This window comes from Thalassotalea fonticola (genome assembly GCF_032911225.1).
GTDB lineage: Bacteria > Pseudomonadota > Gammaproteobacteria > Enterobacterales > Alteromonadaceae > Thalassotalea_A > Thalassotalea_A fonticola.
This window is the reverse complement of the sequence record NZ_CP136600.1, coordinates 2,448,152-2,463,865: the sequence shown is the minus strand read 5'-3', so window position 1 is coordinate 2,463,865 and position 15,714 is coordinate 2,448,152. Positions and strand designations below refer to the sequence as shown.

Genomic DNA, 15,714 nt, shown 5'->3' with positions numbered 1-15,714 from the left:
CTTCAATAGTTTTTTTTATCTATTAATTCGGATACTTGATTATCTTGCTCCCGCTTCTCTACCTGCCAAACCAACTTTTTGTAAATCAAAACTAAAACCAGCAGGGTTTAAATTGGCATTAATACTGTAATCTCCTGCACTTATATCAGTAAACCCAGGGTCTTGTTGAAGTACTAAGTTATTTGTTGAAACAAATGTTTTCATTTGATCTTCAATGCCACGCTTAGCTCTTTTATCTAAGGCGATGTCTGGGTTATAGAAAATATTATCTTGGCCAAAGCTTACCCCTTTGCGTTTTTCCACATCCGTCATGGCTAGCCACTCTTTAAAGCTCGCGTATTTATGATGAGGCAGTTGATTAAGCTTTGTTAAATACGCATTGGTTTTCTTTTGCCATGCGTGTTTCATGTCTTTGTTATACGCATTGTGAAACGAAAATTTAGAGATGCGAATAGGCGTAGGGCAATTAACCATAATATTTCGGTTTACCTGGTTATGGTGGCCTGAATTAATATTTACCGGAGCTTCAACGTTAATAAATAAGTTATCTTCTATACGCATACCCATGCTGTGATTATCGATATAAACCCCAAAACGCTGATTAGGAATATCGTGGAAGTAGTTTTTGCGAATGATATTGCCACGTTGTTCAGGTTGCTTAGTATTGTATATGTAGAGGGCACCGCCATCGAACTTATGATATTTAACTACATCAAATATTTCGTTATATTCAACAATATTATCATTGCCGCCTTTAATTCTAATGGCGAAATGTGGACCATCATGAACCTTATTGTTGGCAACACGATTGCCTACGCCATTGATGTAAATTGCCGGAATTTGTGAGCGTTGATCCCAACCAAAATTGTGGATGTGATTATACTCGACAACATTGTTGGCACTCTTAAGAGTTTTCAAGTTGCCGCCATCAAGACGGACACCATAACCGCCAATGCCCGATATTTCGTTACCTTGGATCAGATTATCACTACCTTTGATATCGATGCCGCCTTTAACAAAATTAACCAAAGTATTATTAACAATCTCAATACCAGAAGAGTTGATAAATTCGGCAAATAAATTACGACCTGTATCAAAGGTTAGGTTTTCAAAGCGAACATAATTGACGCCTGCAGCGCTGATTGCATGTTGGTTTAAAGCAGAAAGTACAATGGGCTTTTGTTGAAAGTCAGCAGGCGGATACAAATACAATAATCCAGTCTCACGATTGATAAAATACTCTCCTGGTTGGTCAAGTTCTTCAGCAACATTGTCGAAGAAAAAATGCGAGGCTTTAAGTTTATCTCCAACACCAGTTAAGGCTGCGCCCATTTCTAAGGTAAATTGTTTCTTTTCTACATCTATATTGCGCAATCGATTGTAGGTCCATTCCCAACTTGAAGACACGACGCCATCTATAAAGATGTTGCCGCTGTTTTGCCAATAACGCATTCTGTCAAACTCTACTTCAACAGTGCCTCCGCCATTCATAAATTCGGCAGAATTCTCCCAACCATATTTACGCTGATTTTTGGCCAATTTATGTTTTCCAAGACCTTTGTCTATGACTTTAGTAAACGAAGTGAAGCCGCGAAAATCTTCATGTGTAAGGCCTATTTTTTCTATGCGCTGATTTACCTTAAAATAAGGGTTAAGTGCATCAGCATTCGGCCAGCGAGCTAGCGACATGCGTTCACCACCAATAGTAATCATGGCAGGAGGTACGCGGTTACTAGGCTCTAGCCCCCAAGCGTGTGAAATAAGTTTTCCTAATTCATCTACGCCATTGATACCTTGTTGTTTGAGGTCGATAACTTTAATGTGTTTTATCGCATCGGGTTCAATCAATCGACGTGCAAATTGTGATTGTTTATCTAATGGATAAAATGCCGTAGCATCAAGTATTTTGCCACCAAAAAAACGGGCCTTAGCTCCTGGTACAGCACGATAAGTGATTGGTGATTCGGCGGTACCTGAGTCTTGTTCATACAGTGTTAGCCCCTGTAAATGAAGATAATCTCCTTGTGCAACCCTAACTTCAAAACTGCCTTTAACGCCTTGCAGCTTTAGCTGCCGAATTTTATCTCGGGCATTGTGTAATGAATTTAACGGCTTGCTTATTGAACCATTGCCTCGTGAGGTGCCTGTAGGACTTATGTGAATGACCGTATGAGTTAACACGCTGTTATTTTCATCAACTGTTGTGTCTAAACTGCAACTCGTTAATATTAAAACAAAAGTGAATAATGAACTGCGCGGTAAAAATATACTCATATAAAGGACCTGAATAAAAAGTTATTTAAATAGAAAAAGGCACAAGGTTTTTACGCCGCTGTGCCTTTGGTGTGGGAACAGCTATTTGTCTGCATTTACTACTTTAATTTCATCTTCTGGCTCTAAAGTAACTTTATTAAGCTTTTCCAGTTTGAGGCGATTTTCTTCGTCCGGCTTGGTTACGATTAATTTGCCATCGACTTCAATTTTAAAAGCATGGGCAAACTCACCCTGATAGTCTTTAGGGAACTGAATATGCAAGCCATCTTTATCTCGATTCCAAGCAATTTTCTGATCGCTATCGAGTAAGCTAATGTTAGATATTTTGTTCTCTGTTGATATTTTATAATCGCTATTTAAGTTTTTAACCGTTAATGTACGGCTTTTGGGTAGACCTAAAACTAGGGTGTAAAGGTTGTTATCCTTTTGTGTAAAACGAATATCTTCATCACCTAAGATACGGTAATCCCAAGCGTAAATTGTTTTACCCTTTTTCAGCTTTTTATAAATTAAGTGTTTGCCTTCGCCAAACACTGAATATCTTCTCGTTCCATAAATCGCTTCACCATTCGCGGATAACCAACGGCCAATGCCTTGAGTAATTTCAAGTTCACCTACTGGAATTGAACCATCTCCCTTTGGCGTTAATGACATTAAATAAATACCACCACGAGAAACATTATCAATTAAGAAATCAACATGAAAATTAGCACCATCTCGATAAGTTTTGTCGTTGACATAAGACCACGGATAACCTATTGCTCGGTCTGTTAAATAGTAGCCTTCAACATGCTCAGGCATGTCACGACCACCTTCAAAAGAGCGTAAACCAACATTAGCAGGGAAGTTAAATTTACCGGCATGTTTATTTGCTAACACAACTTCTTGCTTTCTTTTATCCGCTTCGTTGTAAAAATAACTAATAGTATTTAACACTGTATTTTCAGAAGGGTGGTCACTTTTCATTGCTTGTCTTAAACCATCAAACCATAATAAGTCTGGTTGATAGTTGTCGACCACTTCGTGAACCTTTTTTTCCCAGTCTTTATCAAACTGAGCAAGAACCTTAGGGTCTTTTCTATCCCAGAAAAAATCACTAAATTCTGGATTAGACATATCCCATTTTTCAGCTTCATCTTTAGAATCTTTTGGCAGAAATTTGGTTTTCCAACCAGGTGAACGGCCATGATGCATAGTTGCAACTAGCTTCATGTCGGGGTATTCACGCACTGCTTCAGCTATTTCGCCATAAACATCACGTTTTGGTCCCATTTGCTTTGAATTCCAACGGCTTACCTTAGAGTCCCAAAGTAAGAAACCGTCGTGGTGGACAATACTTATTCCGGCAAACTTCGCTCCAGCATCATGCATAACGCCAGCCCAGTTTTTTGCGCTAAACTTTGGTGCGGTAAACTTTTTAATAAGGTCGGTATAACCTACTTTATCTAGTTCACCATATTTTTCTTTGTGGTAAGAGTAGGCACCTTTGACGTCTCTTTTATGACTATATAAATTAGGAGCATAATCAGGGCCACCGTGAGCTGGCACAGAATAAACACCCCAGTGAGTATAAATACCAAACTTAGCATCGACTATCCACTCCGGTAATGGTTTTTCTGATAAAGAATCCCAGCTAGTAGAGTATTTTTCTGCGCTGGTATTAAACGAAGCCAAATTGGCTGACACGAGTAAACTCGCCAATGTTAATTTAGATAATTTCATCAAGTTTGTCCTAAATTGATTCTACAGACTTTGGCTGAGCGTTTTTGTTACGTGCGTTTTTATCTTTTCTATTTTTAGCTTTTTTGTTCTGATTCTTTTTTCGATTGGCTTTTTCTGATTTTTCTGTAGCTTGCCATTCCACATATTTTCTTTGCATGCGTTGATCAAATTGGCTTAATTTATCTTCCCATGAAAGGCTTCGATCAAATACTTTACCAAAGGCAGGGTAGTTACCAGTACTTACAGTTTCTGACTGCCACTTACTAACTCCAGCATCAAATTTTTCGCGCATCATTTTTAATTGATTTGCATACTCTGGGTTTTTCATTTGATTGACCATTTCATGCTTGTCTTTACTGAGGTCGTATAACTCTTCAGCAGCTTGCATACCGTGTGAAAAAGGCCAATAAATATATTTATATTTGTCAGTTACCACAGCAAGTGAATGGGTTGGTGAACTCCCCCAAGCATTAATTAGCATTACATTGTCTTGAACTTTTTGCTCAGGATTTTTAAGCAGAGGGAGTAAACTCTTACCGTCAACGTTACTCGGCGTTTTAACCCCCGAAAGCTCAAAGATTGTCGGAGCCATGTCTAAGTTACTGGTAACACTTTGAACTCTATTATTTTTTCCTAATGATGGTAAACGTGGATCGTAAACTACCATAGGGGTACGAGAAGGCTCTTCATAAGGCAATACTTTACCACTCATATTGTGAGCACCAAGACTATAACCATTATCACTTAAAAATAGTATTACAGTATTATCAGCTAAGCCCTGCTGCTCAAGTGCTTGTGTGATCATACCTACAGCCTGATCAACGCCATATACTAGTTGGTGGTATTTACGCATATTTTCCTGAAATTTCTCAGGAATAAAATCAAGCATTGTACGATATTGACGCCCACCTTTAGCTTGCTCTGGAATATGCTTGGCACCATTCTCGCCAAAGTTTTTTGGCTCTTCCCACACGGTATCAGCGTATACGTCATCATATGCAGGATCAGGTGTAAATGCTTTGTGAGGCGCTTTAAAACTTACTGATAATAGAAAAGGTTTATCTTCTTGTTTCGCTTGCTTTAAAAAATCAATCGAAGCTGCGCCAACAGCTTTTGTAGTATGTGGGTATTGCTTGGCAAATTTAGCGATAGATTTATTTTTGTCCGTTGCATAATATCCTTGAGATGGCCAGCCATACCAAACGTCAAAATCATTACTGGGTAAATCAGTGTCCTTTTTATAAGAGCTACCTTTTTCTTGCTCTTTTACAGCAAAACCAAACTTGCCAACAAAACCGGTAAAGTATCCGGCATCACGTAACAGTACTTGGTACGACTGCTGCCACTTTTCAGGTGCTAATGGCCCATGAGTAAAGTTAGCGCCCGTTTTATATTCATACATACCGGTAAATACTTGCGCTCGGCTTGCCATACAAATAGATGTTGTGTCATAAGCGCGATCAAAGATCACACCTCGCTGCGCTAAGGCATCTATGTTAGGGGTTTTTACTTGCTTATTACCTGAGTAGCCTACCGAGTGATAGCTTTGATCATCGGTTAACAGCAATACTATGTTCGGCCGTTTAGAAGCTACTGAGCTTATTTGTTCTTCGGCTTGAATATTAGCCGACATAGTCGCTAGTGATGTAGTCGCGAACATTACTAACGATGGAATTATCTTATTTTGTTTTTTCATAATAAAACTCAAATTGAAATATTTACAAATTAACTAAGCTTATTATTTATACTTTTGGTGTCTTTTGTAAATAATAGCCGAGTAAAGGTTGTGTAAATTTCCTCTTTGTAAAGATTGTGTAAAGATTTTTACCTTGGCTACAGTAAGTTTTTGCTATGAATGCATTTTAATATCATTGTAAATATTTATTTTTTTCTTTTAATTCATTGGTTTACTCGTTTGTTGTAATGATATTTCACTGTTGCATAGTGGCTATTCTTATAGGTTTTTACTAGGCGGGCACTGTTGACGGAGTTTATTTAATACCCTATTGTGGTTTTTGTTAGTAATAAACACTTTGAGTGATGCAGAATATAAATCAGTATATGAGACTTTCTCCAAGTCAGTATGGTTGGCAATACAACAAACATACATGATAAAGGTTAAGTTCTTGTATTTAAGCAATAAAAGGTAGATTTGGTTTTGTTTTTATAATTGAAATTTTAATTTTATCAGGCAAAGCAGCCAAATAAATTATTATGGACATTGTTAAGTAAAGACATTAAATTTAAGTACAAACACGTTGATTGCTATTAATAATAAATACAAAAATAAGCATAGATGTTATGGGAGCACCATGAATACATTTAAAAAACAAAAACTTGCAGTATCAATAGGTACAATTCTTTTCGCAGCTAGTTCAACAACCTATGCGGCAACAAATTTAGTCCAGGGAGGTGACTTTGAATCGGGTACCCTAAATGAGCTATGGGTACCGACTAAGCCAGAAATTACCACTGCCATTGTTGAGGACACAACCAATAATGGAACAAGTAATGTCGTACAGGTAGGGGGGCGTACAGGGCACGCTCACACAATGAAGCAAACCATTTCTTTGGTGCCCGGTGGTACCTATCGAATTTCAGGCCAAGCTAAAACCAGTGGCGGTATTGCTTTTGCCTACTCATACAAAAAATTATCAGATAATAAAGATCAAACGACTTCTTTATCTACTGTTCATTCAGATGGCGCCTGGGTGAGTTTAGATAATGAATTTACCGTACCTGAGGTAGATGGAAATGACATTAATCCTGATGGTGCTTTTAAAGTTTGGTTAAAAACAGTTAAAGGTAATGCTGATGGCCCTACTGATTTTTGGGCAGATGATATTGTTGTAGTTTCACTAGACCCTGATGAAGATACCGATGAAGATGGTACACCTGACAGTGAAGACACAGATGATGATAATGATCTGTATTTAGATACAGATGAAATTGCCGCAGGTACTGATCCTAAAGATGTAAGCGACACACCAGCAGATAATGATGGTGATTTTGTCTCTGATGTAACCGATGAAGATGATGATAATGATGGCGTAACTGATGTTGATGAAGCTGCAGCAGGTACGGACCCGTTTGATGATACTGTTTTCCCAATAGATACTGATCTTGATGGTACATATAATTGGCAAGATAGTGACGATGACGATGATGGCTATACTGATGAAGATGAAATAGCAGCAGGTACCGACCCTCTTTTAGATAGTGACATTCCAGCTGATTTAGATGGTGATTTTATTTCTGATGCAACTGACCCTGATATTGACGGTGATGGTGTGCCAAATGACGAAGATCTTGACCCTCGTGACCCTGAAGTGGGTAGAGATGATAGCGATGATGATGGCTACTCTAACAGTGATGAAATCGCAGCAGGCTCAGATCCAGAAGATGCTTTAGATACACCTGCAGATAATGATGGTGATTTTCTTTCAGATGTTACAGACGAAGATGATGATAATGATGGCGTAACTGATATTGATGAAGTTGCTGCCGGAACAGACCCGTTTGACGATACAAGTTTTCCAACAGATACCGATGCCGATGGCACCTATGACTGGCAAGATACTGATGATGATAATGATGGCTTCACTGATGAAGATGAAATAGCTGCAAGCTCAGATCCTCTTGATGATACTAACGTACCAGCCGATTTAGATGGCGACTTTATTTCTGACGTTACTGACACTGATATTGATGGTGATGGTTTTGCTAACGATGATGAAATAGCTGCAGGTACTGACCCACTATTAATTGATGACGTACCAGCTGATTTAGACGGTGATTTTATTTCGGACGTTACCGATACTGATATTGATGGCGATGGTGTAGTTAATGACCTAGATTATTACCCATACGATGCCGAGCAATCAGCAGAGCCAGCAGGGTCTAAACTATCAAAGGCAGGAACATATGGCTATAAAGCGGGCCGAGACTACTGGTCTGCATACGATATTCTAGGTGAACGCCTCGATATTATGCGTTTGTCGGTAAGTGCAAGCTTAGGTTTACCGGAAGGTGATGAGAAAGGTACTGCAGAGTATGCAGAGATTGATGCCTGGCTAGCTGAAAACCCTGATTGGAAGTGGTCAACAGCAGAGCAATTTACTGAGATTCGTGCCTTTTTTGATTCCAGTGAACAACAGGACAATATCGATGCATTCGTAGAGTTAAATGGCGAATGGTCTACTTGGGCAAGACCAGGTAAGTCTCCTAAATGGTTAGTTATTACTAAAGATGTCGAATTATGGTCTGAAACGAATGCCGCAGTATTCAAATATTTGGTATCTGAAACAGCCTTTAACCAAGTCGCTACTGGCGTAACAAACGCTAAAGGTACGGCTAGTGGCCCGCTACTAGTGCGTGTTGTTACTTTTGACCCATTTGGTGACAATGATGAAGATGGTGTAATAAATGATGAAGATGCATTTATGGACGACCCAACTGAGTGGATTGATACTGATGGTGATGGCGTTGGTGACAACGGCGATGTATTCCCTAACGACCCCACTGAAAGCGGTGATGCCGATGGCGATGGTATTGGTGACAACGCCGATGACGATGCTGATAACGATGGTGTATTAAATGAGCAAGATGGCTTTCCACTTGATGCTAATGCAAGTATTGCATTTGTAGTAGATGCGCAAGATGCAATGGAAGGCGAAGCGTTAACTCTAGATGCCAGTGCTACGGTTCTTGGTGGGGCTCAATTAACCTTCAGCTGGAAACAGCTAACAGGTCCAGACTTAGGAATATCTACAGATGGACCTATTATTGAAATTGACGCGTTACCAAGTGTTCAAGTTGATGAAGAGATTGTGCTTGAGTTAACTGTTACTAACGGTGTTCATACGGCAACTGAGTCAATTAGCTTTATGTTAACTGCTATCCCTGCGTTTGTGACCGCTTCTGCAGAGTTGGCGGGTGGCCCTAGCATGACGGGTAGTTACGACTATAACCGTGATGGTAATGTTGAATTTTTTGCCGGTGATGTTATTGAACTTAAAGGGTCGAACTCAACTGATACCGAAAATTCAGACTTAACCTATAAATGGGTACAATCAAGAGGCCCGGTAATTGAGTTGTTAAATGCAGACTCTGCTAATGCTAGCTTCACTGTACCTAGTGTTGGCAGCGAGATGAAAATAGCATTTAAACTAACAGTTACCAACGGTCAAAGCCATGAAGGAGCTAAATCAGTGTCATACATAAATGACGCTGTTATTAAAGCGGATGATAGTAGTGACGGTGGTTCATTTGGCATCTGGGGTCTGTTACTCGCCGGTATTGCGTTAATAAGACGAAAATTATAAGAAAATGAACGCAGTAAATATTGGCCGAATCAATTGATTCGGCTTTTTTTTCACTAAAACACTAACTAGTCTCAACCTATTGTCTGAAAAATGGCAATGTTTCAAAACTACGGTTAAAAAATAATGAAAATAGAATTAAGATCAAAAGTAAAAAAGTTGATGCTTGCATCATCTATAATTGCCTGCTTGGCATCATGCAGTAATGTAGAACAAGCTGCAAAATCAACTATTGCTGCTGAACCTAAGCAGCCGAACATACTGTTCATTATGTCTGACGATCACACTCGTCAGGCTATTGGCGCGTATGGTGGTCACTTGGCACCGCTAAACCCTACACCAACAATTGATGCGCTTGCCAAACAAGGCACTCGTTTTGACAATGTATTTGTTACCAACTCTATCTGTACGCCTTCGCGTGCATCAATTATTACCGGTCAATACAGCCAAGCAAATGGCGCATTAGATCTCGACGGTAAAATTGGCGTTGAAAAGCAATACTTACCAACATTAATGTCAGGTGCGGGTTATGAAACCGCAATGATTGGTAAGTGGCACCTTAAAAAAGAACCATTAGCATTTGATTATTACAAGGTGCTACCTAACCAAGGGAAATACTTTGACCCTGTGTTTCGTGATATCAATGGCAAAGGTAAGTGGCCGAACAACAAAGTTCAGGTAGAAGGTCATTCATCTGATGTTATTACCGATTTAACCATCGAATGGTTAAGCAAACGCACTAGTGACAAACCATTCTTCTTGATGCATCACTACAAAGCACCACATGATATGTTTGAAAATGCGCCGCGCTATGATGATTACTTAGCTGACGTTACTATCCCTGAACCAGGCAACTTATATGACCGCAAAAACTTTGGTTCAGTAGCCACACGTGGCGAAAATGGTGCAATGGTAAGTGAATTAGGTACGTCTGTTTCAAAACGCAATCCTCGTCGAAATATGGGTATTCATATGGACGTTGATCAAGATTTATCCGAGCACGACTATACTGCAGATTCATATCAACGTTACTTGAAGCGTTACCTTCGTACGGTAAAAGGCGTAGATGATAATTTAGCTCGTTTATTTGAACATCTAAAGGCTAATGGTCAATGGGAAAACACGGTAATTATTTATACCGGTGATCAGGGCATGATGTTAGGAGAACACGACTTAATTGACAAGCGTTGGATGTATGAAGGCTCATTACGTATGCCATTTATTGTTTATCATCCTGGTAAGCCTGATGCGCCCAAAGTTAATGATGATATTATAAACAATACTGATTTTGCCCCTTTTATGCTTGAACTTGCCGGTGTTGAAACACCTGAAAAAATGCATGGAAAAAGCTTCGCTAGCACTCTTGATAACGAAACATTAGATAATTGGCGCACAGGATCTTATTACCGTTATTGGATGCATCGTGCCCACCATGATGTGCCAGCACATTTTGGCTTAAGAACCGCAGAGCATAAATTAATTTTCTTTTACGGTGCTCATTATGACGCTACTCCCAATCAGTCTGACTTGAAGTACGCCGGGCATAAGTGGAGCCGAAAAGATGGTGTAGTACCTTCAAAAGTTGCAACACCAGTAGCATGGGAATTTTATGATTTAAGCGCTGATCCTAAAGAGGATAATAACGCATACAATGATCCAAAATATAAAGACATCATTGCCACTATGAAAGTTGAAATGCTGCAACAACGTCAACAATACGCTGAAACGGATGTTAATTATCCACACATACAAGCCATAATCGATGCTCACTGGAACGATTAAGTAACACTATTAACGGGGTAAGAAGCACTTATCCCGAGTTTAGGTTTTTGAACTTTTGCTAAATAATTGAGATCTTAATGAACAATAAAATACTACTAATATTAACAAGTGCACTTTTTACTTTAGTAAGTAATACCAATGTTGCGCAAGAGCAACTCGTTAGCTCGGCTATGAAGCGCTATCAAGATATGTGGAAGTCAAAGAACCCCGCGGATAACGAGTTTTATACTTCATTTAATTACCAAAAAGCGAAAGGTTTGGCTTATGAAGAAGGGGTAAGTAGACGTGACCCTAGCCAAATCATCAAAGTAGGTGATATTTACTATGTGTATTATACCAAAACTGAAAAAGGCCCAGCACCTGTTGGCTACAAAAAAGCGGACCCTAGCACCAACACTCCGGCTAATACTTGGGACTTGGCGTCAATATATTACGCCACATCAAAAGATACTTACAACTGGACCGAGCAAGGAAAAGCAGTTGGTTTAGGTCCCAAAGGCGAGTTTGATGATCGCAGCGTATTTACTCCTGGCGTTTTAGTATGGCAAGGGAAGTACTATTTATATTATCAAGCAGTGCAAAGTCCATTCAATCAACGCACTAAGAATGTAATAGCAATGAGTTGGTCTGATAGTCCTAATGGCCCATGGCATCGTCATCCTGAGCCAGTACTCACACCAGGCAAGTCTGGTGTATGGCAAGGTAAAGAACTTATTCGCTCAAAAATTGAAAAAGAAGGGGCGTTTGATAGTTTAAAAGTACATGACCCATATTTACTAGTAAAAAATAACAAAATATATATGTACTACAAAGCTCACCCTATGGGCTTGGCTGGAGATACTCAACTGTCTTACCCGGATTTTTCTGGCGGTTTAGCCATTGCTGAACATCCTGCAGGACCATTTGTAAAATCAAAATTAAACCCAGTACTAAATAGTGGCCACGAGGTAGTTTTATGGCCTTATAAAAATGGTATTGCCGCGCTGGTAACCGCCAATGGACCAGAGAAAAATACCGTTCAGTGGTCTCCCGATGGTGAGAATTTTGAAATTATGGCAAACATAGTCTTGCCGCCAGATGCTGCGGGTCCTTATGTACCGGATGCCTATACCAACACTGATAACGGCGAAGGTATTACTTGGGGGTTATCCCATATTGCCCAGCGTAAAAATAAACCATGGCCACATTTAGTTCGCTTTGAAGCGAATTTAACAGGTAAAAAAACACGTAAATTTAAGCGCGAAAATATTCGTTTTAACGAAGATTCCCTATTGCAATCTGATAAGCGTTAATAAAAAGGTTAGATAACTAAAGTAATTAATAATAAGTGAACTCAAAAGATGAAAACTTCGAACATATTGATATTAATGACAGTAATCGCTGCTGTTAACTTTGCACATATTGCTAGTGCAGAGTCATTGAAGGGAAGCCGACCCAACATCATTTTAGTGATGACAGACGATCAGGGCATGGGGGACTTATCGGTCATGGGCAATCAGGTATTGCAAACACCCAATATTGATGCATTTTCTCAGCGCTCAACTCGGTTTAATGACTTTCACGTTAGCCCAACCTGCGCACCTACCCGTGCAGCATTGATGAGTGGTAGGCATGAATTTAGAAATGGTGTTACACACACTATACGTGAACGAGAGCGTATGGCGCTATCTACAACAACGTTTGCGCAATTATTGCAACAATCTGGCTATCAAACTGGTTTATTTGGTAAGTGGCACTTAGGAGATGAGCAACAATACTTGCCGCAAAATCGTGGTTTTAGTGAAGTGTTTATGCATGGGGCAGGAGGGATTGGCCAATCATTTCCTGGTAGCGGAGCGGACTTTCCACCAAACCAGAATAAAGAGAACAAGTACTTTGATAATGTTATTTTGCACAATGACACCGTAGTTCAAACCAAAGGATTTTGTACCGATGTATTTTTTCAGGCCGCGCTAGGCTGGATCAAACAACAACATGATGCTAAGCAGCCATTTTTTGCATACATATCTACCAATGCGCCGCATGGCCCAATGTTGGCCCCTGAAAAATATAAGCAACGATTTAAAGACATGGGCTGGGATGATAAAACGCAGGGCCGCTATGGCATGATAGAAAATATTGATGATAACTTTGGTTTGCTAATGCAAAAGCTACAGCAGTGGCAGTTAATAGAAGATACTTTAGTCATTTTTATGACCGATAATGGCCAAGCAGGTCGTAACGGTAAGCTTAATGGTAAAAATAAAAAAATGCATATGGCTGGTTTTAAAACAGGTAAAGGAAGCGCTTATGAAGGTGGAACTCATGTACCTGCATTTTGGCGTTGGCCAGGTGTGTTAGCTGAGAATGTAGATATTAATGCGTTAACCGCACATATTGATTTATTTAAAACATTTACTGAACTTGCAGGCGCTAAAATACCTAACAACATTCAACAAATCGATGGGCGTTCGCTCTTGCCATTGTTAGAAAACCCAAAATCTGATTGGCCTGATCGAGAAATCTTTGTACATAAAGGACGTTGGGCTAGTGGAAGTAATGTTGAACACAGTAAATATAAAAAATCAGCAGTTCGCACGCAGCGCTGGCGTTTAGTTAATAATAGCGAGCTATATGATATTAACAACGATCCTTTTGAAGATACTGATGTTGCTAAAAAATACCCTGAAGTTGTACAGCAATTAAGGACAAAATATGATTCATGGTGGCAGCAAACTGTACCATTAATGGTAAATGAAGATGCACCGCTATTAGACCATCAGCCTTTTGTAGAATTGTATGAGAAAGCCATTGCAGGTGGACCGTTACCATTATGGCAACCACCTAAATTGTAAAACGCCATAACAAACTGAAAAACATAGTAATTATTTGCATTTATTGGGCTTTATTATTGTAAAGGTTGTGCAAATAATCTTGTTTTGGTGTGTTTTATAGGTTAAAAACATAATATGGTTTTAAATTACATGCAATTTTCAATTACCTATAGTGAAACAATAATGATTAAAGCAATAAAGTTACCACTAACCACCTTAGCCATAGCTGTAATGAGTTTAAGCTCTACTTCAGCGCTGGCTGAAAAAACAGCAAACATAGAAGCTGATTGGGATTCAATAGCCACAAAGCAAATTCCAGAATGGTTAATAGATGCCAAATTTGGTGTTTACACTCATTGGGGAATTTATTCAGTTCCTGCTCATGGCGGTCCAGATTACGTTCGTCAAATGTATTCGCCAAAAAATCGAAAAGGTGTATATGAATACCACACTAAAAAGTATGGCTCTTTAGAAGAGTTTGGCTATACCGATTTTATTCCTCAATTTACCGCACCAAAATTTAATGCCAGTGAGTGGGTTGGGTTAATGAATGAAGCAGGGGCTAAATTTGGTGGTATCGCTTTAGTACATCACGATGGTTTTTTATTATGGGATTCTAAATATAGTCGTTGGAATTCTAAAAATATGGGACCGAAAAAAGACATCTATGGCGAAATAGCAGCAGAAGTTGCTAAATACCCCGATATGAAGCTTGCAGCAACTTTCCATCATGGTAGAACCTTTAACTATGCTTATGGAGAGCTATCAGATAAGGGTGCTGATGCATCTAAAATTAATAAAAACTGGGAGATTTCTGATCCCGAATTAGGTGATTTTTTCTGGAAAAAAGGACGCGATTCAGAAGAGCAGTTCAATTCAGATTGGTACGGGAAAATTACCGAAGTTGTAGATACCTACAAACCTGACTTTATCTGGTTTGACGGTTTGTCTACATCGATGAAAGGTGGTCACCCAACCGAAGATAATGTTACAAAAGCAATATCGTATTATTACAACGAATCTGCAGCGCGCGATCAAGATGTAGTTGTTGCTAATAAGTTAGCCGCGAACTTTAACTTTCCAGATCATGTTGGTTTAAAAAGTTATGAAAACGGTCGAGATATGCCAGAACATCAACCAGGCTACTGGTTAGCTGACAGAGCAATCGGTTACCCTTGGAGTTATGTAAATAATAAAACTTACCGTGACGGTCCTGATTATCAAGTAGACAGTATTATTGATTTCGCTAGTCGTGGTGGCATTATGTTTTTATCGCTAACACCAAAAGGCGATGGTTCAATTGCAGATGAAGAAATTGCAATTATGAAGGGCATTGGTCGTTGGATGAAAGTTAACGGTGAAGCAATATACGGTACTCGTCGTTATAGCGTTTACGGTGAAGGTCCAACTAAAGTAACCAAATTCGTTAAAATTAAAGGCAAAGAGAAAGTTAAATGGGATCATCGTAAGCTTGGTGCAAAAGATGTTCGCTTTACGCAAAAAGACAACACCTTATACGCCATTGCGTTAGGTTGGCCTGAAGATAACAAACTGACCATTAAAACGTTGAATAGTGACTACGCAATATCGAGCGAAGCTAAAATAGAAAATATCAGCCTTATAGGTAGTGATGAAAAGATCAAATGGCACAGAGACAGTAAAGGTTTACATTTAGTTTATCCTGAGAAAAAAGAAGGTGAATTTGCCCATGCATTTAAAATTGAAGTAGCGGGTGATTTAATCGTTACTGAACCTGATGCCGAGCATATTAAAAAATCATAACTAAATAAACGCGGATTATT

General features: G+C 39.2%; 8 protein-coding genes. 5 read left to right on the top strand and 3 right to left on the bottom strand.

Translation table 11 applies throughout. The features are described from left to right. Positions 1-39: 39 nt before the first annotated feature. The 3 genes from RI844_RS09950 to RI844_RS09940 form a co-directional block, all read right to left on the bottom strand. A complete protein-coding gene (locus RI844_RS09950; protein ID WP_348394520.1) occupies positions 40-2,274 on the bottom strand; it encodes a right-handed parallel beta-helix repeat-containing protein in 2,235 nt (744 codons plus the stop codon). An 81-nt stretch (positions 2,275-2,355) separates the two neighbouring features. Beyond that, positions 2,356-3,996, bottom strand: a complete 1,641-nt coding sequence (locus RI844_RS09945; protein WP_348394519.1) for an alpha-L-fucosidase — start codon at positions 3,994-3,996, stop codon at positions 2,356-2,358. A 10-nt stretch (positions 3,997-4,006) separates the two neighbouring features. After that, complete coding sequence (locus RI844_RS09940; protein ID WP_348394518.1) at positions 4,007-5,692, bottom strand: sulfatase family protein; 1,686 nt, start codon at positions 5,690-5,692, stop codon at positions 4,007-4,009. Positions 5,693-6,308: 616 nt separating this feature from the next. Between RI844_RS09940 and RI844_RS09935 the strand changes: the two genes are divergently transcribed. The 5 genes from RI844_RS09935 to RI844_RS09915 all read left to right on the top strand — a co-directional run bounded on the left by RI844_RS09935 (position 6,309) and on the right by RI844_RS09915 (position 15,694). Further along, on the top strand, positions 6,309-9,320 hold the full coding sequence (locus RI844_RS09935) for a carbohydrate binding domain-containing protein (RefSeq protein ID WP_348394517.1): 3,012 nt from the start codon (positions 6,309-6,311) through the stop codon (positions 9,318-9,320). A gap of 123 nt (positions 9,321-9,443) precedes the next feature. After that, on the top strand, positions 9,444-11,099 hold the full coding sequence (locus RI844_RS09930) for a sulfatase family protein (RefSeq protein WP_348394516.1): 1,656 nt from the start codon (positions 9,444-9,446) through the stop codon (positions 11,097-11,099). 77 nt (positions 11,100-11,176) lie between these two features. Beyond that, positions 11,177-12,391, top strand: coding sequence for a glycoside hydrolase family 117 protein (locus RI844_RS09925; protein WP_348394515.1), 1,215 nt, complete (start codon positions 11,177-11,179; stop codon positions 12,389-12,391). 48 nt (positions 12,392-12,439) lie between these two features. Then, positions 12,440-13,933 (top strand): arylsulfatase, encoded by a 1,494-nt coding sequence (locus RI844_RS09920; protein WP_348398291.1) that lies wholly within the window; start codon positions 12,440-12,442, stop codon positions 13,931-13,933. Between the two features lie 129 nt (positions 13,934-14,062). Then, a complete protein-coding gene (locus RI844_RS09915) occupies positions 14,063-15,694 on the top strand; it encodes an alpha-L-fucosidase (protein ID WP_348398290.1) in 1,632 nt (543 codons plus the stop codon). The last annotated feature ends 20 nt before the right edge of the window (positions 15,695-15,714 follow it).